The organism is Planctomycetota bacterium, assembly GCA_033763975.1.
Taxonomy (GTDB): domain Bacteria; phylum Planctomycetota; class Phycisphaerae; order Phycisphaerales; family UBA1924; genus RI-211.
On record JANRJM010000004.1, the window covers coordinates 62420 to 85037 of the forward strand.

The 22618-nt window shown below is 71.5% G+C and carries 18 protein-coding genes; 7 read left to right on the forward strand and 11 right to left on the reverse strand.

Annotated features, from left to right (window positions below):
* Positions 1-150: 150 nt before the first annotated feature.
* Positions 151-1827: a M20/M25/M40 family metallo-hydrolase gene (locus SFY69_03130; GenBank protein MDX2131031.1), complete on the reverse strand. Its 1677-nt coding sequence runs from the start codon at positions 1825-1827 to the stop codon at positions 151-153.
* A 195-nt stretch (positions 1828-2022) separates the two neighbouring features.
* Here SFY69_03130 and tig point away from each other — a divergent pair, with 195 nt between their 5' ends.
* Complete coding sequence (gene tig / locus SFY69_03135) at positions 2023-3405, forward strand: trigger factor (GenBank protein MDX2131032.1); 1383 nt, start codon at positions 2023-2025, stop codon at positions 3403-3405.
* A gap of 162 nt (positions 3406-3567) precedes the next feature.
* On the opposite strand, the gene SFY69_03140 is transcribed toward tig, so the two are convergent.
* Positions 3568-3870 (reverse strand): hypothetical protein, encoded by a 303-nt coding sequence (locus SFY69_03140; GenBank protein MDX2131033.1) that lies wholly within the window; start codon positions 3868-3870, stop codon positions 3568-3570.
* Between the two features lie 50 nt (positions 3871-3920).
* A complete protein-coding gene (locus SFY69_03145; GenBank protein ID MDX2131034.1) occupies positions 3921-4544 on the reverse strand; it encodes a PH domain-containing protein in 624 nt (207 codons plus the stop codon).
* Positions 4545-4614: 70 nt separating this feature from the next.
* On the opposite strand from SFY69_03145, the gene SFY69_03150 reads away from it, so the two are divergent.
* Together SFY69_03150 and SFY69_03155 are read left to right on the forward strand one after the other, a co-directional pair.
* Positions 4615-6201: a glycosyltransferase gene (locus SFY69_03150; protein MDX2131035.1), complete on the forward strand. Its 1587-nt coding sequence runs from the start codon at positions 4615-4617 to the stop codon at positions 6199-6201.
* Positions 6202-6241: 40 nt separating this feature from the next.
* Positions 6242-8404, forward strand: a complete 2163-nt coding sequence (locus SFY69_03155; GenBank protein ID MDX2131036.1) for a glycosyltransferase — start codon at positions 6242-6244, stop codon at positions 8402-8404.
* Positions 8405-8417: 13 nt separating this feature from the next.
* Here the strand turns inward: SFY69_03155 and SFY69_03160 are convergent, their stop codons facing one another.
* From SFY69_03160 to SFY69_03170, 3 genes are all read right to left on the reverse strand, one after another.
* Entirely contained in the window at positions 8418-9611 is a 1194-nt protein-coding gene (locus SFY69_03160; protein MDX2131037.1) for a citrate/2-methylcitrate synthase, read from the reverse strand.
* 98 nt (positions 9612-9709) lie between these two features.
* Positions 9710-10501 carry a TIGR00266 family protein gene (locus SFY69_03165; protein MDX2131038.1) on the reverse strand — a complete coding sequence of 264 codons (792 nt, stop codon included), beginning with the start codon at positions 10499-10501 and terminating at the stop codon, positions 9710-9712.
* 90 nt (positions 10502-10591) lie between these two features.
* On the reverse strand, positions 10592-11164 hold the full coding sequence (locus SFY69_03170) for a hypothetical protein (GenBank protein ID MDX2131039.1): 573 nt from the start codon (positions 11162-11164) through the stop codon (positions 10592-10594).
* Between the two features lie 162 nt (positions 11165-11326).
* Between SFY69_03170 and SFY69_03175 the strand changes: the two genes are divergently transcribed.
* Both SFY69_03175 and SFY69_03180 read left to right on the forward strand, forming a co-directional pair.
* Positions 11327-12211: a hypothetical protein gene (locus tag SFY69_03175; protein ID MDX2131040.1), complete on the forward strand. Its 885-nt coding sequence runs from the start codon at positions 11327-11329 to the stop codon at positions 12209-12211.
* A 72-nt stretch (positions 12212-12283) separates the two neighbouring features.
* A complete protein-coding gene (locus SFY69_03180; protein MDX2131041.1) occupies positions 12284-13213 on the forward strand; it encodes an isocitrate lyase/phosphoenolpyruvate mutase family protein in 930 nt (309 codons plus the stop codon).
* Here SFY69_03180 and SFY69_03185 read toward each other — a convergent pair.
* The 4 genes from SFY69_03185 to SFY69_03200 form a co-directional block, all read right to left on the reverse strand.
* Complete coding sequence (locus SFY69_03185) at positions 13210-14013, reverse strand: NAD-dependent deacylase (GenBank protein MDX2131042.1); 804 nt, start codon at positions 14011-14013, stop codon at positions 13210-13212. The two genes, SFY69_03180 and SFY69_03185, sit on opposite strands and share 4 nt — an antisense overlap.
* Positions 14010-15143, reverse strand: coding sequence for an alpha/beta hydrolase (locus SFY69_03190; protein MDX2131043.1), 1134 nt, complete (start codon positions 15141-15143; stop codon positions 14010-14012). The genes SFY69_03185 and SFY69_03190 overlap by 4 nt, the downstream gene beginning before the upstream one ends.
* A gap of 74 nt (positions 15144-15217) precedes the next feature.
* Positions 15218-16894 (reverse strand): MmgE/PrpD family protein, encoded by a 1677-nt coding sequence (locus tag SFY69_03195; GenBank protein MDX2131044.1) that lies wholly within the window; start codon positions 16892-16894, stop codon positions 15218-15220.
* Between the two features lie 69 nt (positions 16895-16963).
* On the reverse strand, positions 16964-17644 hold the full coding sequence (locus tag SFY69_03200) for a CPBP family intramembrane glutamic endopeptidase (protein MDX2131045.1): 681 nt from the start codon (positions 17642-17644) through the stop codon (positions 16964-16966).
* Between the two features lie 88 nt (positions 17645-17732).
* On the opposite strand from SFY69_03200, the gene SFY69_03205 reads away from it, so the two are divergent.
* Together SFY69_03205 and SFY69_03210 are read left to right on the forward strand one after the other, a co-directional pair.
* Complete coding sequence (locus SFY69_03205) at positions 17733-18938, forward strand: thiolase family protein (GenBank protein ID MDX2131046.1); 1206 nt, start codon at positions 17733-17735, stop codon at positions 18936-18938.
* A 113-nt stretch (positions 18939-19051) separates the two neighbouring features.
* A complete protein-coding gene (locus SFY69_03210) occupies positions 19052-21025 on the forward strand; it encodes an OPT/YSL family transporter (protein ID MDX2131047.1) in 1974 nt (657 codons plus the stop codon).
* Here the strand turns inward: SFY69_03210 and SFY69_03215 are convergent.
* The gene (locus SFY69_03215) at positions 21006-22529 is read right to left on the reverse strand and encodes a S41 family peptidase (GenBank protein ID MDX2131048.1); all 1524 of its coding nucleotides are present in this window, start codon (positions 22527-22529) and stop codon (positions 21006-21008) included. The two genes, SFY69_03210 and SFY69_03215, sit on opposite strands and share 20 nt — an antisense overlap.
* Positions 22530-22618 lie beyond the last annotated feature (89 nt).

Below are 22618 nucleotides of genomic sequence, written 5' to 3' on the forward strand. Positions count from 1 at the left end.
CCTGTGGTCGCCGTTTCCGGCGAGGCCCGAACGCTCCCACCTGCCGCGGGCGATGCCCCAAGTTACCACGAACTTCACGGGGCGGAACAGCCGCCTCGTGAAAAACCAGAATTTGCCGCGGCGTGCGGGGGAATGTTTGGGCCCTGCGGGTCAGGGGTTCGGCGACTGTGAGGGCGCTTCGCCTTGGGGCTGGCCTCGGCGGCGTCGGGGCTGTTCGCCCGACGGCGCGGGCGGTTCGGCCCGCGGGAGCAGCGTCGGTGCGCACGCCAGTCGGTACGCCACGATCGCGCTGTTCGTCGCCGATTGCTGCAGGTACTCGGGGATCGCCAAGTCGATGCGGTCGTGCTGCGTGTGCCAGCCGTGCCCGTAGTCGGCGCGTCCGACCTCGTCCCAGAAGAAGCCCGGCACGCCCACGGCGTTGAACGCGGCGTGGTCGCTCGACCCGTGCGACTCGATGCGCGGGCCGGTGTTGCGCACGTTGACGTTCAGGTGTTTCTTGTCGGTCTCGCTGTAGAACTGGTTGTTGATGGGGGCGGTCGCCGCCGCGAGCATCTCGACCATGTTCTCGGCCGCCGGGAGCCCGCCCTGCGAGTTCGTCCCGCCGTCGTCGACGAAGACGGCGGAGATCTTGTCGAGTTCGTCCTTGTGCTTCTCGACGTAGGCGCGGGCGCCGAGCAGCCCCTGCTCCTCGCCCGTCCACAGGATGAAGCAGATGGTCCGCGTGGGCTTGGCGCCGACGGCCATGAGAATGCGGGCGGCCTCGATCGTCACGGCGCTGCCCGTGCCGTTGTCCGTAGTGCCCTGCGAGCCCGGCCCGTTCCAACTGTCGAGGTGGGCGGAGATGATCACCACCTCTTCGGGCTTCTGCGTCCCGGGGATCTCGGCGATCGTGTTGTACACCGGGATCGGCCCGCGCGTGAACGTCGCCTGGAGGTCGAACTCGGCCTCGATGGGCTCGCCGTCGGCGACGCGCGAGTTGAGGAAGTCGTAGTCGGAGCCGCGGATGACCACGTGCGCGTCGCGGGGGATGGTGTCAAAGTCGAGCGTGCGCCAGCCGGGGACCGCGCCGGTCCACACGCGTTCATCGCGCGTGGTGGAGATGTACCCGGCGACCGGCTCGAGCGCCATGCGCTCCACGACGCTGAGCGACGACGGGGCCGCGCCCTCGGCGACCTTGCGTCGCGCGTCGCGGCGCACCTCGTAGCGCGTGCCCAGCGCGGTGCGCACGCCGCGCTGCCCGATCGGGGGCGGGGCCTTTAGCAGCACCCACGCGCCCTTGAGGCGGGGCTGCACCGCGAGGAACTCCTCGGCGTTCTGGGGCTCTTTCACGACGGGCCCGCGCACGGGGCCGTTGGTGCCGGCCTGCCACGCCAGCCAGCTGAGTTCGAGGTCGCGCACGGGCTCGTACTCGACGGTCGGGCCCGCGGCGCCGCGGGCGGTGCGTTCGCGGCGGAGCAGCAGGCGCCCGGAGGAGGGCCCGCGATCAAAGCGCACGGCGATCTCGCCCCATTGTTCGAGTCGCGCGTTCGAGAGCCCGAAGGACGTGAACTGGTCGCGTGCCCATTCGTTGGCCTGCTGGAGCGCGGTGGAGCCCGTGAGTCTGGCTCCGATCACCGTCGAGAGGTGCGTCAGGTGGTCCATCACGCGGTTGCGGTTCTTGCCCTCGTCGAGGATGGCACGGACCACCGCGTCGTCGCCCATCTCGATGGCGGGGGCGGGGGCCTCCTTGCCGTCCAGCACCGCGGTCCAGGCGGCGGACTGGGCGTGCAGGGTGGGGGCCAGCACGAACGGGACGACGAGCGCAAGCGCACGGGACATGGGACGCATCGGTGTGGTCTCCGGCGGCGACACGCCGCGAGCGACCAGCATACCGCCGGCCGGCGGTGCGCCCATCACGGGCCCGCTCGGCGGGTGGATTTTCGGACGCGTGGATCGGCGAGCGGGGCGCGGTGTACACTTCCTTTCCGCCCGGACGAGGCAGTCTGTCACGTCGGCACGCGGGTGAGAGCGTTGGAGAAGACCATGTCCGAAGCCGCCGTGGAAGAGCAGCAGAACAAGGTGACCATAACGGACGCGGGTCCGTGCGCGAAGCGCGTGTCGATCGAGATCCCCGCGGCGACGGTGACGGAGAAGCTCCGCGGCTCGCTGGACACGCTGAGCGTCGAGGCCCAACTCCCCGGGTTCCGCAAGGGGCGCGTCCCGCGCTGGCTCATCGAGAAGCGCTTCGGCGCGACCCTCCGCAAGGAGGCGAAGACCGAGCTCGTGACGCAGGCGCTCAACGAGGCGGTGGAGCAGGCCAAGCTGCGCCTGGTGGCCCACCCCACGTCGGACTCGCTGCGCGAGGCCGACGTCGAGGAGGGCAAGCCCTTCGCGTTCGAGGTGGAGGTCGAGGTGGTGCCGGAGTTCCAGCTCCCCTCGTTCGACGCCATCCCGGTGCGCAAGCCGACGACGAACATCACCGACGAGATGGTGCAGCAGGAGCTGGACAAGCTCGCGATCAACGACGGCACGCTCGAGACCCGCGAGCGGGCCGAGGCGGGCGACTACATCACCGGGCACGCGGTGATGACCGACGACAAGGGCACGGAGTTCTACAACCTGAAGGGCGCCGTCGTGCAGAAGCCCCTGCCCGCCGCGGGCGGCAAGGGCATGATCCTGGGGATCATGGTCGACGATTTCGACGCGCAGCTCGGCACGCCCGCCCCGGGCGACGACTTCACGGTCAAGTCCAAGGGCCCCGAGAACCACGAGGTGGAAGGGATCCGCAACGCGGCGCTCACCATCACGTTCCACGTCGAGCGGGTGGACCGCATCATCCCCGCGCCGATGTCGCAGATCCTCGCGCAGTACGGGTTCGAGGACGAGTCGTCGCTCCGCGAGCGCATCCGCTCGCGCATGGACGAGCGCGTCCGCATCCAGCAGTCGACCGTCATGCACCAGCAGGTCGTGAAGCACCTGCTCGAGCACACGACGATGGAACTGCCCAAGCGGCTGACGGCCCAGCAGGCGCACCGCAACCTGGCCCGACGGCGCATGGAGCTCATGTACCGGGGCGTGGACGCGCAGAAGATCGAGGAGCACATGGCCTCGCTGCGGGCCGCCTCGGCGGGCGACGCCGCCCGCGAGCTCAAGGTGTTCTTCATCCTGCACCGCATCGCCGAGGAACTGCGCGTCAGCGTGCACGACGTCGAGGCGAGCCAGCGCATCGCGCAGATGGCGTTCCAGCGCAACGTCCGCCCCGAGGCCCTGCGCGCGGAGCTCGTGCAGAACGGGCAGCTCGCCCACGTCTACGAGCAGATCCGCGAGCAGAAGACCCTCGACATGCTGCTGAACAAGGCGACCATCACCGAGATGCCCGCCGAAGAGTTCAACAAGCTCATGCGCGAGCAGAACATGCCGGCGTGATCGGCGGGCCTGCCGCGCGGCCCGCGCCGCCATGACATCGCAGAACCGCCGCGCGCGGGCCAGTCCCCGGCGCGGCGGCGATCGCGCTCGGGCCGCGGGAAAGGGTGCGTCGGCTGGCGCGTGCGGGACGCGTCAGGCCCGGTCAGGCTCGGTCAGGCCCGGTCAGGCCCGGTCCGATTCGGCCGTGAGATCGCCCACGAGGCGCTCGTTGAGCGACCCGCAGGTCGGGCAGATGCGCCCGTGCTCGCCCGCGGGGGTTCCCGCGAGGTTGTGCCCGCAGCCCAGGCAGGTGTTGGGCGAGACCGACCGCGTGATGGATCCCAGCGCGATCGCGAGGGTGGCGACGGCGACGCCCAGGACCGGCCACACGGGGATGGTGGACATGGCGATGACGCCGAGGGCGGTGACGCCCACGCCCACCACGATCCACAACGCCCGTCGCCGAACCCGGTGCATCCACGTCACGCGTGCCGCTCCTCTGTGGGCCTTCGCCCGTCGGGGCGATGATACCCGTGCTAGCGAGATCGATACAAGTCGATCACGCGGCGAACCTCGTCGGGGTGCGGGATCCCCCGCATCTCGATCTCGTCCTCGTTCTCCGCGGCGCTCGAGATCGCCAGCGTTCCCACGCCCAGGATCCGTTCCCAGAACGTCTGGCGGATCTGGATGTTCTTGATATCGGAGTGCAGGATCTCGCTGGTTGAGCGGCTCAGGATGCCCTCGCTGTCGATCAGCCGGCGTGAGGTGATCTTCAGCCCCTCGTTCAGGCTGAGCACCCACCAGTAGACCAGGGCCGCCAACCCCAGCAGAGCGATCAGAGCCGCGCCGATCGCCAGCGGGATCGCGGCGGACACCAGGAAGACGACCGTCAGCACCCCCCCGCTCAGCAGCATGAGCAGGGCGAGCAGGAAGCTGAACGGGCGCGATCGCCACAGCGAGGGGCGCACCACGCGGACGTCCACCTCGGGGCCCGAGGCGGGGGGCAGGCCGGCCTCCTGCGCGCGGTCGACGGGGGCGGCGGGCGTGATGCTCCGCAGCACGTTCACGTCCCCGCAGTGCGGGCAGGTCACCTTCAGCCCCGCCAGGGGCGTCTCGACCGGGATGCTCTGATCGCACTTGTCGCAGCGGATGGTGACCATGGATGCTCTTTCATCGGACGGCGGGGCCTTGCGTTTCGAACTTCCGTCCCCGTCTCTATAGTCGGCCCGCATGCGGGTGCTGCTCGTGAACTGGGCACGGCTGCCGGACGGGCCGCTCGACGGCGGGGGGGTCAACGGCTATTGCCAGCAGCTCGCCCTCGAACTCGTCGGGCGCGGGCACGAGGTCGCCTACCTCTCGTCGGGCGTCACGTACACGCGGCGCGGGAACGGCACGGGCCCGTGCGAAGTCCGACGCCTGGACGACTTCCGGGGCGTGCGCGTCTTCGACGTGGTGAACTCGCCCGTCATCGCGCCCGGGCCCTGCCAGGCCCGCCGCCCCGAGGCCGAGATCGCGTCGCCCGAACTCGAACGCGAACTCGCCCGCTTCGTCGGGCTGCTCGCCCCGGACGTCGTGCACTTCCAGAACATCGAGGGACTGTCGGCGGCGAGCGTCGACGCCATGCGGCGCGCCGTCGGCGCCGGCTGCGTGGTGTTCTCGCTGCACAACTACCACACCGTGTGCCCCCAGGTGTACCTCATGCAGCGGGGGCGCGTGCCCTGCCGGAACTTCCGGGGCGGGCAGGCGTGCGTCGGGTGCGCCGACGTCTGCGACCCGGCCGAGGAACGCCTTATCCGGGCCGGCGTGCGCGAGCGCCACGCGCCCGCGCCGGCGCCCGAGCCCGCCAAGCCGCGGCGGGCGTGGGGGGTGTTCATCCCGCCCCCCGAGCCGGTCGCGCAGCCACTGCCGGGGCGACCGACGGCGGTGCTCGCCGATGTCGACGCGGCGATCGCGCCCGCACCGCACCTCGCCCCTGCGGCGGAACCGCCCCTCCCGGGCGAACGCGAGCCGCTCGACAACACGCCCACCCCGGACCCATGGGACCCCGGCACCGAGAACGTGTACGGGGCGCGCCGGCGCGCGATGGTGGGGGCGCTCGCGTCGTGCGACGCGGTGCTGGGCGTCTCGCCCTTCGTGCGTGCGAAGTTCGAGGCGCTGGGCGTGCCGGGCGGGGTGCTGCGCACGATGCCGATCGGAACGAGAATGGGCGACCTGGCCCGGGCCGCGGGCCTGCACGCGGGCGGGGAGGTTCGTCCCCGAAGGCCGGGCCCGGTTCGGCTGGCGTTCCTGGGGTATCACAACTTCTACAAGGGGCTGCACTGCCTGGTCGACGCGCTCGAACGTTGCGACGCGGGCGTGCTGGGCGAGATCGACCTGCTCGTGTCGGCCAAGGCGGTCGAACCGATCGAGCCCGCGCTGCGCCGGCTGCGGGCGCGCCTCGCGCGGCTGTCGGTCGAGCACGGGTACCGGTACGACGAGATCCCCGACCTGCTGCGGGATCGCGAGGTCGGCGTGGTTCCCAGCGTGTGGTGGGACAACGGGCCGCAGACCGTGCTGGAGTTCCAGGCCTGCGGGCTGGCGGTCGTCGGCGCGGCGGTGGGGGGCGTGCCGGACATGGTCCGCGACGGGGTCGACGCCCTGCTCTTTCGCGGGAACGACGCGGGGGCCCTGGCCGCGGCGTTGGCGCGGCTCGGCCGCGAGCCCGGTCTGGTCGACCGCCTGCGGGGGGGCGTGCGGCCGCCCAAGGGCATGGGCGAGCACGCGGCGGAACTGGAGCGTCTGTACGCCGAACTGCTGCGTGCGAGGCGGCGCGGGTGACATCGCCCGGAGGCCCGCACCATCCGCTACGATGGCGTCCATGCGCGTCTGCTTGGTGACGAGCGAGCTGGCGCCGTTCCGGGGCTGGGGTGTTGGGACGACCACCGCCCTGCTCGCGAGGGCGCTGCACGACGCGGGGCACGAGGTTCATCTGCTGGTCGATGACATGCCCGGGCTCCGTGGTGGCGCCGCGCGCGAGTTCCCCGGGGTGCGCACGCACATCCTGACGTCCGAGGAGTTCGGGCAGGCGCTCGCGCAGTGCCCCGCGGAGTGCACGCGTCGGCCGATCGTCGTGCACCGGCGGCTCGCGCGCCTGCACGACCAGTTCCGCTTCGACGCCATCGAGTTCAACGACTTTTACGGCGACGCGTACATGGCGCTGCAGGCGAGGCGGCTCGGCGGGGCGTACGCCGGCGTCCGCATGGGCGTCGTGCTGCACAGCCCAATCGGGCTGCTGCGCTCGATCAACGCCCAGCACTCGTACCCGCTCGACATCGCGATGATCGCGCACATGGAGGCCGAGTCGATCCGCCACGCCGACGTGCTGCTCGCGCCGTCGCGGGCGATCGTCGACGCGCTGCAGAACCTGGAGGGTTTCGGCGACGCCATCGACCCCGCCCGTCTCGCCGTCGTGCACAACCCGATGGAACTTCCCGGCGCGCCCTGCGCGCACGACGGCACGGGCACGCCCGAGGTGCTGTTCTTCGGGAGGCTCGAGACCCGCAAGGGGCCGGACGTGCTGATCCGGGCGGCGAAGATCCTGCTCGAATCGGGCGTAGACCTGCGCGTGCGCATCGTCGGCGTCGATACCGACTGCGGGCCGGCGGGGCGCCCGATGCGTGCGCACCTGCAGTCGCGCGTCGTGGGGCGTGCGCCGCGCGAGCGGTTCATCTTCGAGGACAACCGCCCGCGGGCCGAGTTGTTCGATCTCGTGCGCCGGGCCGCGGTGTGCTGCTTCCCGGCGCGCTGGGACAACTTCCCCAACGCGTGCCTGGAGGCGATGGCGCAGGGGGCGTGCGTCGTGTCGTCCGACGGTGGGGGCATGCGCGAGGTGATCGAGGACGGGCGTTCGGGCCTGCTCGCCCGCGCGGGCGACGCCCCGCACCTCGCGCAGGTGCTGGGACGCGCGCTCGCCGACCGGGCGCTGCGCACACGCCTGGGCGAGGCCGCCCGCGAGCGCGTACGCGAAGTGTGCGACCCGCGCCGTGCGGCCGAGGGGCACGCGGCGGCGCTGCTCGCCGCACGCCCGGCCTTGATCACGACGCCGCAACCCGTGGCGAACAGCGGGGCTTCGTCGGCGCATCCTCGCCCGGCCGAGCGCGTGAGCGTGGTCATCCCCGTGTACAACCTCGGCGCGACGCTGCCCGAGACGCTCGCGTCGGTGCAAGCGCAGACCCGCCGGGCCGACGAGGTCGTGCTCGTGGACGACGGCTCGACCGATCCGCACACGATCGACGTGCTGCGCGGGGCCGAGGCGAAAGGCTGCCGCGTGGTGCGCCAGGAGAACCGGGGCCTGCCGGGCGCGCGCAACGCGGGGATCCACGCCGCCAGCGGCGACTGGGTCGTCACGCTCGACGCCGACGACCTGCTGGCGCCCACGTTCATCGAGGCGTGCCTGCGGGCGGCGGCGTTGTCGCCGGGCGCGGCCCTCGTCTCGACGCACATGGCGTGCTTCACCGAGTCGCCCGCGCGTCCGGAGGTGCTCTTCGTGCCGTTGGGCCTGGCGCGCGAGATCATCCCGGCGGCGAACGTGGCGTCGTCGGCGATGATCATGGTCCGGCGCGATGCGATGCTCGCCATCGGCGGGTACGACGAGACGCTGCACACGTACGAAGACTGGGAAATCTGCTGCCGCCTGGCGGGGCACGGGTACCGCGCGGAGATTCTGCCCGAGCCGCTGATCTGGCACCGGATGCGCCCGGGCTCGCTGTTCAACTCGCTGACGCCCCGCGAGGACTTTGTGCTGCGCTCGGCGGTGATGGCGCGCCACGCGGGGCTGTCGCCATCGCCGTCGCGCACGGCGCGCATCGTGCTGGGGCTGCGCGAGACGGTGCCCTCGATGGACGCCGCGACGACCGCCGCGGAGGTGGTGCGATCACACCTGCGCTACCGCCTGGCCGACCGGGCCGACGCGCTGGTGCGCGCGGTGGGCGTGCGGTCGCTGGTCAAGCGGGCGCTGCTGGCGGTCGAGGGCCGGGGCTAGCGGGCGACGCGCCTCAGCCGTTCCACTTCCGGGGCGCTTCGCCCGTGTACTTGCTCAGGGGGCGGATGAGCCGGTTGTTCGCGTGCTGCTCGAGCACGTGGGCCGCCCAGCCGGTGATGCGGCTGGCGACGAAGATCGGCGTGTACTGCGGCACGGGGATGCCCATCGTGAAGTAGGTGAGCCCGCAGGGGAAGTCGACGTTCGGGTGGATGTTCTTCTTGTCGAGCATGATCTTCTGGACCTGCTCGCCCAGGCGGAACCACTGCAGCGCGCCGTGACCGCCGGGCGCGCCGGTGTCCTTCTCGGCGACGGCCCGCCCCATGGCGTGCAGGATCGGGGCGCGGTGGTCGCCGTTCTTGTACACGCGGTGCCCGAAGCCCATGAGCTTGCGCTTGGTGTCGAACGCGCGCTGCATCCACTGATCGACCTTGTCGGTGCCGATGCCGGCTTCGCCGACGTCGTGCATGATTTCCTTGAGCATCTCCATGGCGGCCTCGTTCGCCCCGCCGTGCAGCGGGCCCTTCAGCGCCGCGATCGCGCCGGTGACCGCCCCGTGCATGTCGCTCAGGGTGCCGGCGATGACGCGCGATGTGAACGTGCTCGCGTTGAAGTCGTGCTCGGCGTAGAGGATGAGCGAGGCGTCGATGACGCGTGCGTACTCCGCGCTGGGGCGCTGCCCGCTCATGAGGTACAGGATGTTCGCCGCGTGCGAGAGGGCGGGGTCGCCCCCCTGCTCGCGCCCGATGATGGCCCGCCCGTCGATCACGTTCTGCATGTGCCCGATGATCGTGGGGATCTTGGCGAGCAGGCGCTTGGCCTTGCGCAGGTTCGCGTCCGCGGCGTTGTTCTGCGCGTCCGGGTCGGTGTGCCCGAGGATCGACACCGCCGTGCGCAGCACGTCCATCGGCACCGCGCGCCCCGAGGCGAGATACCCGCCGACGGACTCGATGAACGCCGTGACGCTCGGGTGCAGCGGGCGCTCGGCGACGATCTCGGCGGTGAAGCGGCGCAGCTCGGCGTCGGTGGGCTTGCGCCCCTCGAGCAGGAGGAACGCGACCTGCTCGAAGGTCGCGTTCCTGGCCAGGTCGTGGATCTCGTACCCGCGGTACCAGAGCCCGCCCTGCTCGATCGAGCAGACGGCGGTCTCGCCCGCGATGATCCCCTCGAGGCCCTTCGAGAATGCTGCGTCCGCGGCTGCCTGCGTCATGGCGCTCCCTTTGTGCTGCGTGGAAGTCGGGAGGATAGCAGGGCGTCCCGCGCCGTCTCTCGCGCGGGGGACCGCTCGGTCGGGGAGCGGGGCGGGCGCTAGGCGTTGTCGCCGTCGAGCACGCGTCCGATGCCGCCGAGGATGGAGCCCTCTTCCTTCCCGCCGCGGGTCGCCGCCAGGATGCGGTCGGCCATGCGCGAGAAGGGCAGGGTTTGGAGCCACACCGTGCCGGGGCCGGTGAGGTGAACATAGAACAGCCCCTCCCCCCCGAAGAGCTTGTTCTTGATGCCCGGGACCATCTGGATGTCGTAGTCGACGCCGGGCTGGAACGCCACGAGGCAGCCGGTGTCGACGCGGAGCGACTCGCCCGGACGCAGCGTGTACTGGATGACCGTGCCGCCGGCGTGCAGGAAGGCCGTCCCGCGCCCGCCGGGCGCCGTGAGCTTCTGCAGGATGAACCCCTCGCCCCCGAAGAGCCCCGCGCCGATGCGCTTGGAGAAGGCGATGTCGATCTCTACGCCCCGTGCGGCGCAGAGGAACGAGTCCTTCTGGCACGTGAGCGTCCCGCCGTAGTCCGCGAGTTCGACCGGCACGATCTTGCCCGGGTAGGGCGCGGCGAACCCGACGTCGGCCCGCGCACGCCCGTTGTTCGTGAAGAACGTGATGAAGAACGAGTCGCCGGTCACCAGGCGCTTGCCGGCCTCGAACAGACGCCCGAAGATCCCGCCCCCGTCCTTCTTCATCGAGAGGGACGTGCCCATCTCGATCCCGTCCTGCATGTACATCATCGCCCCGGCCTCGGCCACGACCGCCTCGCCCGGGTCGAGCGTCACGATCACCGCCTGCAGGTCCTCGCCCTCGATCCGATGGTCGATCACGTCCGCGCTCATGCCGTGTGCTCCCCAACGCGCCGGGGTCTCCCCGGAGTGCGTCGCGCATTGTTCGGAGCGCGGGCGCGGGGGTTCCACCCCGGACGCTGGCTACTTGCCCGGCCCGCGCGGGGCCGCGGGCGCGGGGAGGCGGAACCGCTCGACCCACGTAGGGGCCGCGTTCTTGAGGGCGTAGGTCTTTTCCTCGACGACGACGTCCGCCGCGGGTCGCGGGATGATCGCAAAGCCGTACGCGCGCGTCGCGACGCCCCCGCCCCCGCCCCCGCCGAGGGCCGACGCGGTCTGGAACGACTGTCGCACGAAGCCGACGCGCACCATCACCGGCCCGGGCGTCGTGGAGAGCACCTCCAGCCCGCTCGTGTTCGTGCTCGCGCCGTCGAACAGGCAGAGGACCGCGTACCGCGCGAAGTCGACCTGCGGCACGATGTCGAACCCATGCGCCGTCTTCTCGATCGCGTCGCCCGCGTGCTCCTTCCACACCGCCTCCCAGCGTGCCGCGTCGGTCACGAGTTCGGCCCGACGCACGTCGACCTTGCTGAAGGAGCCGGCCAGGCCCAGCACCGGCGGGGTCTCCGCGCCGGGCTGAACGCCGGGCTTGGACGCCGCGGAGACGAGCAGCACCATCGCGAACAGCACGAGCACGAGCATCTGGCGAGTCGACATGGGAGAGCCTCCTGTGCGAACCTGCCGGACGATACCGCGCGCCGCGCGGGCGGCGTGTCACGCTCCGGTAAGTTGTTCGCCCCCGGCCACGGCAATATCCCCGTGGGTACGGCGTTTCGCACGTGCCGACACGCAACGCGAGGGGGTTCTATGGCACGGAACATGCGCACACGCGGTTTGATTCTCGGGTTGATGATCGCCTCGGGCGGGGCCACGGGCGGCATGGCCTCCGGCCAGGCCCCGCAGCCGGCCGCGGCGCCTCCCGCCGCCGACGCCCCCGCCGAGCAGGCGCACCCGCTGGGCGGTCCCAAAGTCGTCTCGCAGGAGGCGCCCCGCACGCTGGTGAAGAACGACCTGGCGGGCAAACTGATCGAGACCGAGCGGCGCCCGGAGGCCGAGGCCATCGATCTGCTCGAACTCTCGGAGCGTGAGAAGGCCGACGTGCAGCGCGTGCTCGCCGAGCGCGAAGCGGAAGTCTCGCGCGTGCTGTACGACAACCTGGAAGTGTTCCTGGGCTTGCAGGGCACGCTGCGCGGCGGCAACCCGCGCGAGTCTCTCGCCGCCGTGATGCAGGCGCGCGAGGTCGCGGCGTCGCTCCTCGAGCCCTCGCTCGCCTCGCGACTGGGCGAGGTGCTCTCCGAGCCCAACCGGGCGGAGTTCACGCGACTCCTGGGCGAGTACGAGGCGGCCCTGGCCCGCTCGCTGCCCGAGCGAGGCCCTGCCGGCCGGGGCACGCCCCGCGACGCTGCGGTGGGCGCGGAGTTCACCCGACGCCGGGTCGAGACGCATCTGCTGCTCAAGGAGATCGGGCGTTCGCTCGCGAGCAACGCGGCCGAAAAGCAGGGGCAGATGGACGCGTTCCTCAAGGCCATCAACGCGACGGCCGAGCAGGAGAGCAAGATCCGGGCGATCGCGCAGGACGCGGCGAGCGGGAACCCGCTGAAGGAGCCCGACGCTCGCGCCCGGGCCGAGCGCTTCCGCCGGATCTTCGCGCTGCTGACGCCCCAGCAGCGGGCGGCGGCCCGCGAGTACTACCGCGCCCGCTGAGCCCTCCCGGCCGACGGGGTGCTTCCCCGGCCCCGGGCTCTCGGCCCCGGGTTGCCGGCGGTACCATCGCGCATGCCCAACCCACAGCACGAGGTCGCGACGCCCGGGCACCGCCTGCGCTCGCTCATGGATGCCGGGTGCGTCGCCGCGCCCGGCGCGTTCAACGCGCTCGCCGCCCGGGCGATCGCCCGCGCCGGGTTCGACGCGTGCTACATCTCGGGAGCCGCGACGAGCGTCTCGGCCGGCGTGCCGGACGTGGGGCTGCTGACGCTCGAGCACTTCGCGCGGGCGATCCGAGAGGCGTCGGACGCGAGCGGGCTGCCCGTCCTTGCCGACGCCGACACCGGGTTCGGCGAGGCGGAGATGGTCCGCCGGACGGTGATCGAATACGCGCGCGCCGGGGGCGCGGGGCTGCACCTCGAGGACCAGAAGTTCCCGAAGCGGTGCGGGCACCTCGACGGCAAGGAACTGGTGCCCGTCGACCACATGGCTGAGAAGGTGGAGTGGGCCGCCCGGGCGCGCGACGACGTCGATCCCGGGTTCGTCGTGTGCGCCCGCACCGATGCGCGGGGGGTGGAGGGGCTCGACGCCGCGATCGCGCGTGCGGGCGAGTACGTCCGGGCCGGCGCGGACATGATCTTCCCCGAGGGGCTGGCCGACGCGTCGGAGTTCGCGCGATTCGCCGAGGCGATGCGACGGCTTCGGGGCCCCGCCGGGCGAACGGGCCCGTACGTGCTCGCGAACATGACCGAGTTCGGCAAGACGCCGATCATCCCGCTCTCGCAGTTCGCGTCGATGGGATACTCGATCGTGATCTACCCCGTCACGCTGCTGCGCGTCGCGATGGGCGCGGTGACGCGGGCGCTCGAGACGCTGAAACGCGACGGCTCGGCGCAGGGTCTGCTCAACGACATGCAGACCCGGGCCGCGTTGTACGACCTCATCGGCTACACGCCCGGCACGCCCTGGGAATGCCCCCCTCGGCGCGACCCGCCCGGCTAGCCCTCGCCGAACGCCAGTTCCACGACTCGCGGCAGCGCGTCGCCCGTGCGCGCGCGGATCGACACGTCGACCGAGTTCGAGATCGGCGTCGCTTCCAGGTTGATCTCGCCGGTGAACGCGCCGTGCGACGACGCGAGGCGGCTGAACGCCGCGGCCGGGTACACGACGGCGCTCGTCCCCAGCGAGAGAAACACGTCGCACTCGACCGCCGCCTCGCCCGCGCGGGTGAGCGCGTCCTCGGGCAGCGCCTCGCCGAACCACACGACGTCCGGGCGCAGCAGCCCCGCGGGGTCAAACGGCGACGGCGGCGGAAACGCGGGCATGGGCGCGGCGTCGGGCGTGACGCGCCGGCCTGTGCGGGTGCAGCGCCAGTCGATGATGGAGCCGTGCAGTTCCACGACGTTCGTGCTGCCGGCCCGCTGATGCAGGCGGTCGACGTTCTGCGTGAGCAGCGTGAGCGTTCCGCCCCGGGCGTGCAACTGGTGTTCGAGTTCGGCCAGTGCCGCGTGCCCGGGGTTGGGCTCCGCCGCCAGGCAGCCGAGGCGCCGCCAGTCGTACCACTTCGTGACCATCGCGGGGTTGGCGTCGAACGCCTCGGGCGTGGCGAGCGAGGCGGGGTCGAACTCCTTCCACAGGGCCTGCATGTCGGCGGGCAGATCGGCGACGGTGGCGCCGCGGAAGGTCCGCAGGCCGGACTCGGCCGAGACGCCCGCGCCGGTGATGGCGACGACGCGCCGCGCGTCGCGGAGACGCCGCGCGAGGAGGGCGAGCGGCGCGGGCTCGTCGCGGCGCGGGTTCACGGGGCGGGGATCTCGACGGGCGCGGGCACGGCCCGGCCGATGGTGCTTCCCGCGAGGAACTCGCGGACGAGCGTCGCGACCAGCTCGGGCTGCTCGAGGGGGAGCGAGTGCATGGCGCCGCCGACGGTGACGAGGCGGGCCGCGGGGAGCTGGGCGGCGAGCTTGTACCCCATCGAGACGGGGAGCACCTCGTCGTGCACGCCCCAGATGATGAGCGTCGGCCGATCCACGCGCCGGTACGACGCGACGATGGGGTCGATGCGCTCCCAGTCGGGGCGCATCCCGCGCGAGGGCACCGCGCGGTTGAGCATCGCCTGCATCGAGCGCCGGGAGGCTTCGTCGGAGAGCACGCGGATCTTCGTGTCCGCCTCTTGGCGGAGCGCCCGGTGCGGGTGGAACGAGCTGTCGAGCATGCCCGACGCGACCCGCTCGCGCAGCAGGCCGAGCCGGCGCGCGCTCCAGACCTCCACGCCCGAGACCCGCGACAGCTCGAGCAGCAGGGGGTGCATCTTCTCGACCGCGACGTCCAGGGGCGCGACGAGGGCGAGCGACTCGACCGCCGCAACGACATCGGGGAAGTCCCGGCGCAGCGCGGGGTCGCCGAACATGCGGATGGCCACCGCCCCGCCGTAGGAGTGCGCGAGAAGCACCACGCGGGGCGTCGGCCCGGCGCGCTCGCGCAGGTGTAGTTGCAGCGCCTCCATCACGCGACGGGTCGTGTCGGCCAGGGTGTAGGTCGTCTCGGGCACCTCCGCGGGGTCGGGCTTGTCGCTCGCGCCGCACCCGGGCAGGTCGATGAGGAGCAGGTCATGGTCGCCGGCCAGGTCGCCCGCCACGAAGCGCCACGCGTCCGAATCGGCGAACACCCCGTGCAGCGCCACCACCAGCGTGGAACGGTCGCCCGGGCCCAGCGCGTGCAGCGCGACGCGCAGCGGCGCGCCGCTCACGCCTGATGTCGGCACGAGCGAGGTGCGGCGGGCCGCCCGAACGTACCCGTCCTTCAGCGTCGCGAGCGAGCCGATGGAGTCCTCGTCTACCAGGCGTGTGTACGACGAGCGGCATCCCGACGCGAGCGCGAGCACCGCGCCCAGGAGCACCCACAGCACGCGCGGCATCGGCGTCGGACGCATGGCGGAGAACCGTAGCGGGGGGGGCGTCCGTCGCCAAGGCGCCAAGCCGTCGGGTCGCCACGCCGTCACGTCGCTCAGTCGAACCGCGCGCCGGGGTTGAGCGCGAAGTCCATGAGCCGCGCGACCTCGCCCGCGCCGGCCTTGGGCAGCGCGGTGAATCTATCGATGAGCGTGCGGGGCTCGTCCGTCGCCAGCCCGGCGAGGCGCTCGAACTTGTGGGACAGGATGTCGTGCAGGTCGATCTTGTCGGGCCCGAGGTCGTTGCGCGCGTGCCCGCCGGGGTACATCACCAGCCCGGAGTCGAACGCCTCGCCCTCCTCGTCGGTGATGACCATCGACGTCGGGATCCCGTCGGGGTACTTCGCGTCGTAGTCGGCGCCGCCGTGCTCGAAGGACATCTTCCCCATCAGCTCGCGCGTGAGGGGGTCTTTGAGGGCGCGCGGGCCGAAGTCGTGCGGCAGGAGCATGAGGTCCTTCCACGACGGCGCGAAGTCGCGCCGGGCCGCCCGAAGTTCCAGGGCCTTGCGCAGCATCGTGCACACCAGGTACAGCATCGAGTGGTCCGCGGACTGGCGGGTCTTGGGGTCGCGCTTCGCCGGGTCGCCGATGATGCCGAACGCCGGCTCGTACGCGCGCACGACGATCGAGCGGATGCAGTCGCCCGTCTGGTCCTCGAGCAGGTGCGGGTGACGCGCGAGCAGGTTGATGAGCCCCTGCAGCGCCCCCGCCGACTGGTGCTCGTAGAGCCCGAGCTTGAAGTGCATGCCCATCACCGCGAAGTCGTCGCCCGCGCGGCCCAGGTGCAGGTCGAACGGCGACGCGTACGCGTTCCCCTCGCGGTGCGCGGGGATGCCCGTCCCCGCCGACTCCACCTTGCGGAACAACTGCCCGGGCCCTTCGAACAGGCGGAAGACCGCCTCCGGGTTGCGGAAGATGTCGCGCGGGCCCAGGAAGCCCATCATCGACCGGCGCACCGCGACGATCGCCGCCTCGGTGCTGATCGCGGCGCTCGCGCCCTTGCTGTCGGAGAGCTGCTTGCCCGCGCGGATCGCGCGGAAGGGGATATGGTGCGCCACGACCATGCCGATCGCGCTCTCGATCTGGTCCTCGGTCGCGCCGAGCATCGCCCCGAAGGTCGCCGCCGACGCGATCGCCCCGTGCAGCACGTGGTCGATCTTGTACGACTTGAGCGAGAAGACCTCGGCCAGGCGCCCGCGGATCTCGTCGAGCAGCACCATGCCCCGCAGGGCGAAGGCCCCGTCCATCCCGCGCAGCTGGGCCGCCGCGAGGGCGACGCTGTAGAAGTCGTTGTGCCCGAACTCGCCGGCGGTGTGCCCGCGCGCGGGGTTGAACCCGAAGTTCGTCCCGTTGCTGTCCCACTCGCGCACCGCGGCACAGTTCGCGGCGATCGCCTTCTCGACCTGCACGTCCGTCCGCGAGCCGAACGTGGGCACGCCCGACCGGACGCACCCCTTCGCCCAGCGCACGCCCGCGAGCGTGCCCGTGCCCGACGGGGGCGTGGGGTAGAGGTGCGCCTCGTCGCGCAGCAGCACCGGCGCGTTGGTGCCCAGCGCGATCGCCGAGACCCCGCACAGGCAGGCGTCGGTGAAGAAGAGCGCGGTGCGCTCCAGCACCGCCTCGCCCGGCTCGCCCGCCAGCGCGGGGTCGTCGGACATGAACTCGATGGCGTACCGCGCGAGTCCCTGCGCCTGGTTGGTGTCGGCGGGGAGGGTGACGAACGGGTCGGACATGACGCCTCCTTTCGGGGCAGGCAGGGTATGTCCGCAGGTCGGGGGCCGGGCCCCGCGCCGGGCGGCCGGTCAGTTCGCGCCCATGTACAGCGGGCGCCCCAGGCCCAGCGTGAAGACCGCGCACCCGTACAGCGCGTGCTCGATCGCCGACAGCAGGGTCGACCTCGACTGCTGATACGTGTACGAGAAAATCAGCCCGCCGGCCAGCGTGAGCGTGAGCGCCACCTCATTGCGGAAAATGATGTGCCCCCACGCGAACGCGAGCGCGCTCGCCCACAGCATCGCGCCGTCCGACGGGAAGATGGTCCGGTAGCGGTGCATGATGAACGTGCGGAACACGATCGTCTGCGGGAACACCGAGAGCATCGGGTACAGCAGCATCACCGCGGCCCACAGCGCGGGGCGCTCGCGCGGGAACGCCAGGAACCACCCGGGCTGGAAGATCAGCACGATCGCCCCGAGCACGAGCACGCCCAGCGACCACAGCCCCAGCACCCGCCCGATGCGTCCGGGCACCGCCCGGGCGTTCCAGAGTTGACGCCGGTCGAACGTCGGGTCCGTGAGCAGCAGCGTGAGACACACCGCGGCTCCGCCGAAGAGCATCAGCCACAGGGCCTTCACACTCCCCGCGGCGAGCACCCCCGGCAGCACCGCGAAGAGCGCGATGAACTCAACCCACTTGGCGAGGCGCCCCGCCCGCCCCGCGCGGGGCGATACGGCAGGCGCGAGCACATCCGGGCCGGGATCCATGTCCCGTTGTTCGGTGTGCCGCGCACGCGGTTTCGAGATCGCCCGAAAATGAGCCCCGACCTACACTCCCCTTTCAGGAGTGCTGCCCATGACCATCCCGGTAATCCTCGCGGCCAAACGCACGCCCATCGGCCGGTTCTTCGGCGGGCTGAGCCGCGTCCCGTCGCCCGTGCTGGGCTCGTACGCCATCGGCGGGCTCTTCGCCGAGCAGCCGACGCTGAAGCGCGAGGCCGAGAAGGGCGCCGTCGACGAGGTCATCATGGGCTGCGTGCTGCAGGCCGGACTCGGGCAGAACCCCGCGCGCCAGGCGGCCCTCAAGGCGGGCATGCCCGACACGCAGTCGTGCGTCACGATCAACAAGGTCTGCGGCTCGGGCCTCCAGGCCGTCATGCAGGCCGCCGGCGCCATCAAGGCCGGCGACGCGAGCCTCGTGATCGCGGGCGGGTTCGAGAGCATGACGCAGGCGCCGTACTTCGCCCGCATCCGCGACGGCGCGGGCGCGCCGAAGTTCGGGCCCGTGCAGTTCGAGGACCACATGCAGTACGACGGGCTGCGCTGCGCGTTCGAGTGCTGGGCGATGGGCAACGCCGCCGACCACATCGCCAAGGCGTACGACGTGAGCCGCGCCGACCAGGACCGCTGGAGCGCCCGCAGCCACCAGCGCGCCGCCGAGGCCACCAAGAACGGCTGGTTCAAGGGCGAGCTCGTGGCGCTCACGGGCGAGCAGTGCCTCGACAAGAAGTCTCCCGGCGTGAGCGCCGACGAGGGCATCCGCGCGGAGAGCACGACCGAATCACTCGCCAAGCTCCGCCCGGTCTTCGACGCCAAGGACGGCACCGTCACCGCCGGCAACGCGAGCCAGATCTCCGACGGCGCCGCCGCCCTCGCCGTCGCCAGCATGGCCCGCGCCGAGGCGCTGGGCATGAAGCCGATCGCGCGGATCCTCGCGTACCACACCTCGGGCGTCGCGCCCAAGGACATCTTCCGCGCGCCCGCGCTCGCCGTGCCCGCGGTCATCGCCAAGGCCGGGCTCAAGGTCGGAGACATCGACCTCTTCGAACTCAACGAGGCCTTCGCCGCGCAGACCCTTCAGAACATGAAGGAGGGTGGCATCCCCGAGGACAAGGTGAACATCTGCGGCGGGGCCGTCGCGCTCGGGCACCCCATCGGCTGCTCGGGCGCCCGCGTGCTGACGACGCTCATCCACCAGTTGCACCGCACCGGCGGGAAGCGCGGCGTGGCGGCCCTGTGCCTGGGCGGGGGCAACGCGGTGGCGATGGTCGTCGAGGTGTAAGGGCGAGGCATCCGAATGCTGGGCGTCCCGGGGCTCGGTACCGCGGGCGTTCGCACGGCGCGGGCCGGTCGGCCGGATCGACGGACGACTCGACCTGTGGTAAGGTTTCGCGCATGGCAATCCAGCAGTTAAGCGAAGAACAAGTCCGCACCTGGACGCGCGAGCAGAAAGACCGGTGGTGGCTGGAGAACGTCTACCGGGGCGACATGCTCCAGTTGACGCTCCGTTCGGCGTGCGTGGGGTTCGTGCTCGGCGGGGTGCTGTCCGCGACCAATCTGTACGTGGGCGCGCGGACGGGCTGGACGCTGGGCGTCGGGCTGACGAGCGTGATCCTGTCGTTCGCGATGTTCAAGGTGCTGTCGCGCGTCGGGATGCGCGACATGACGATCCTCGAGAACAACTGCACGCAGTCGATCGCGACCGCCGCGGGGTACATGACCGGCCCGCTCATCTCGGGCATCGCCGCGTACATGTGGGTGCAGAACGAGACGATCCCCTGGCCCAAGCTCATGGTCTTCATGGTCGTGCTCTCGCTGCTGGGCGTGCTCGTCGCGTTCCCGATGAAGCGCCGGTTCATCAACGACGAGCAGCAGCCCTTCCCCGAGGGGCGCGCGTGCGGCGTGGTGCTCGACACCCTCTACACCGCCGACGCCAAGGTCGGGCTCTTCAAGGCCAAGGCGCTGGGCATCGCCGCGGGGCTCGCGGGGTTCATCTCGTTCATCTCGGGCGAGAGCACGATGAAGCTCATCCAGGAGAAGTGGATGGGGCTCGAGCGTGCGCTCGTCTTGCCGCACAACCTCGACTTCCTGTACGCGTGGATGGCCAAGACCAACGCCGAGCCCCGCATCGCGAACGTGACGTTCAAGCAGCTCGCGATCAACCCCGCGCTGGACCTGGCGATGATCGGGGCGGGCGGGCTGATGGGCATCCGCTCGGCGTCGAGCATGCTGATCGGGGCGTTCATCAACTTCGTGATCGTCGCGCCGCTCATGATCAAGCTGGGCGAGATCCAGCCCAGGTCGGGCAGCGTGGAGGCGGGGGACGCGGTCTTCGGGCGGGCGCACATCCTCAACAACTGGTCGCTGTGGTGGGGTATCACCATCATGGTGGTCGCGAGCATGGTGTCGCTGTTCGCCAAGCCGCAGGTGTTCATCGAGGCGTTCAAGGGCCTGACCGGCAAGGCAAAGCGCACGACGGACGTGCTGGCGCACATCGAGCTCCCCTCGCGCGTGTCGTACGTGGGCGTGCCGATCGTGGGGGGAGTGGGCGTGTGGATGGCGCACGACTGGTTCGGCGTGTCGTGGTGGCTGGGGGCGCTCTCCATCCCGCTCATCATCGTCCTCACGCTCATCGCGGCGAGCAGCACCGCCATGACGGGCATCACGCCGACGGGCTCGCTCTCCAAGATCCCGCAGTTCGTCTTCGGCGCCGCCGATCCCAAGCACCCGCCCACGAACCTCATGACGGGCGTCATGTGCGTCGAGGTGGCCAGCAACGCGAGCAACCTGCTCATGGACATCAAGCCGGGCTACATGCTCGGCGCCAAGCCCCGCCAGCAGGCGATCGGGCACTGCATCGGCATCATCGCCGGCGCGCTGGCCTCCACGCCCCTGTTCTACGCGCTCTTCCTGCCCAAGTACGAGCCGGGCGACAACATCCAGGAGAAGATGGTCTCCGACACGTTCTCGTTCCCCTCCGCGGTGCAGTGGAAGGGTGTGTCGGACCTGGTCACCAGCATCTTCGGCGAGGGCACGGGCACGCTGCTCACGCCCTCGATCATCACGTCGATGATCATCGCGGCGGTCGCCGGGCTGGTCTTCGAGATCATCCGGACCATGTCGAAGGGTCGTTTCCCGATCAGCCCGCTGGCCATCGGCCTGGGCGTGGTGGTGCCCCCGGAGTCGTCGTTCGCGATGTTCTGCGGCGCGATGTTCTTCTGGGCGACCCACCGCATGTACCACAGCAAGCCCGAATCGACGGGGAACCTGCTCTGGATCAAGACTCACGAGCCGATCTGCGCTGGCATCATCGCGGGGGCGGCGCTCGTCGGCATCGGCGACGCGCTGGTCAGGGCGTTCCTGCTGTAGAGGCCGCGCCGGCCCGGCTCGGGCCAACCTCGCTCGGGCCGGGCCTACCGGTGTCGGGCTCGTCCGGCTGCTCGGGCAGGCCCAGCGCCGCCCGCAGAACGCCCGTCGCCCGGCGGGGGGCGACCTCGCGCGACGTGCGGATGTCGGGCGAATAGCCGTTGCCCGTGTACGACTCGCCGTCGGGCGAGAGATAGTCGTACCCCGCCACCCGCAGCGCCCAGCCCTGCCCCAGGTCCGCCTCGCGCGCCAGCAGCGGCTTGCCCGCGGTGCGCTCCCCGATGACCTTCATCGCCCGCGACGCGCCCAGCGCGATCGCCAGCGACTCGCCCGTCGAACTCGTCCGCGACGACGTCAGCACCACGAGCGGCCCGGTGAACGCGCCCTCGCGGGGCTGCACCGTGATGCGGGCGGCCCCCATCGTTTCGAGGCGCGCCGTGAGATCGGGCGAGGCGTCGGTCGGGCCGAACGTGATCGATCCGGCCGTGCGCCCGCGCTCGTCCAGCGTCTGATCCCGGGCCGCGCCCGAGAAGTACACGCCCGCGTCGAGGGGCTCGCCGATGAGCCACGAGGCGGCCCGCAGCGACGACAGGTCCACGCCGCTGCAACTGCGCAGGTCCAGGATGACCGCCTTGGGGGCAGGGGCGAGTGCGGCGAGGAACGCGCGATCGACCAGCGCGTCGTCGATGAACGCGTCGAACTGCACGGTGCAGATGCCGGTGGCGGGGTCGTGCACGACGCGGTACGGCTGGGGCGTGGCCGCCCGCCCCGCGAAGAGCGCACGGGACAGCGCGTCGTCGCGCGGGTACATCAGGGGCGCGGTGATCTTGAGGTTGGCCCGGGCCGCGAAAAACGCCCCGAACAGGAACTCGGCGTCGTCGCGCGCCAGGGCGGCGGACTGCTCGAGGTCGGCGAGGTAGCGACGGACCTGCGCGCCGCGCGCGAGGGAGGGGTTGAACAGCGTCGCGGGCATGGCCTCGCGGATGCTCGCGGCGAGGGCGGGGTAGTCCGGGGGCGACCACGACGCGGGCTCGCGCTCGAGGGTGAGCAGGGCGATGAGGCGTCCGTCACGGAAGCGGACCTCGATGGGCTCGGTCATCGAGGTCATGCGGGTGCGGATGCGCATGACGTCCATGGTGCCCACGCCGATGGAGCCCTGGCCGGGCCCGTCGTCGGTGGGGAGCTCCGATTCCCAGGTGAGGATCATGCCGCGAGGGAAGAGGTAGGGAGCGACCACCGGCCCGAGCAGGCGTTCGAGCCCGCCCATGCGGTCCCAGGCGACCCCGGGCGGGGTGTTGGCCTTGAACCCGTCGGGGGTGGGTTCGGCGGCCATGCGGAAGCGGAGCGGGCCGACGTAGGTCGTGTGGAGCGTCGCGATGTACTCGCCCGAGAGCGGGCGGGCGGGGGTGGGGGCGACATCGGTGCGGGCGGGGCGCGTGCCGCACGCGCCGGCCAGGCAGGCGAGGACGATCAGGGCGCCCAAGACGCCGCGGCGGGCGATGGTCATGGGAGGATTATTCGACGTCGCCCGTCCCGCGTGACAGGCACGTCCGTCAGGAACGGCGTGCTGCGGGGCGCTCGGGCCCGGCCGCGTGT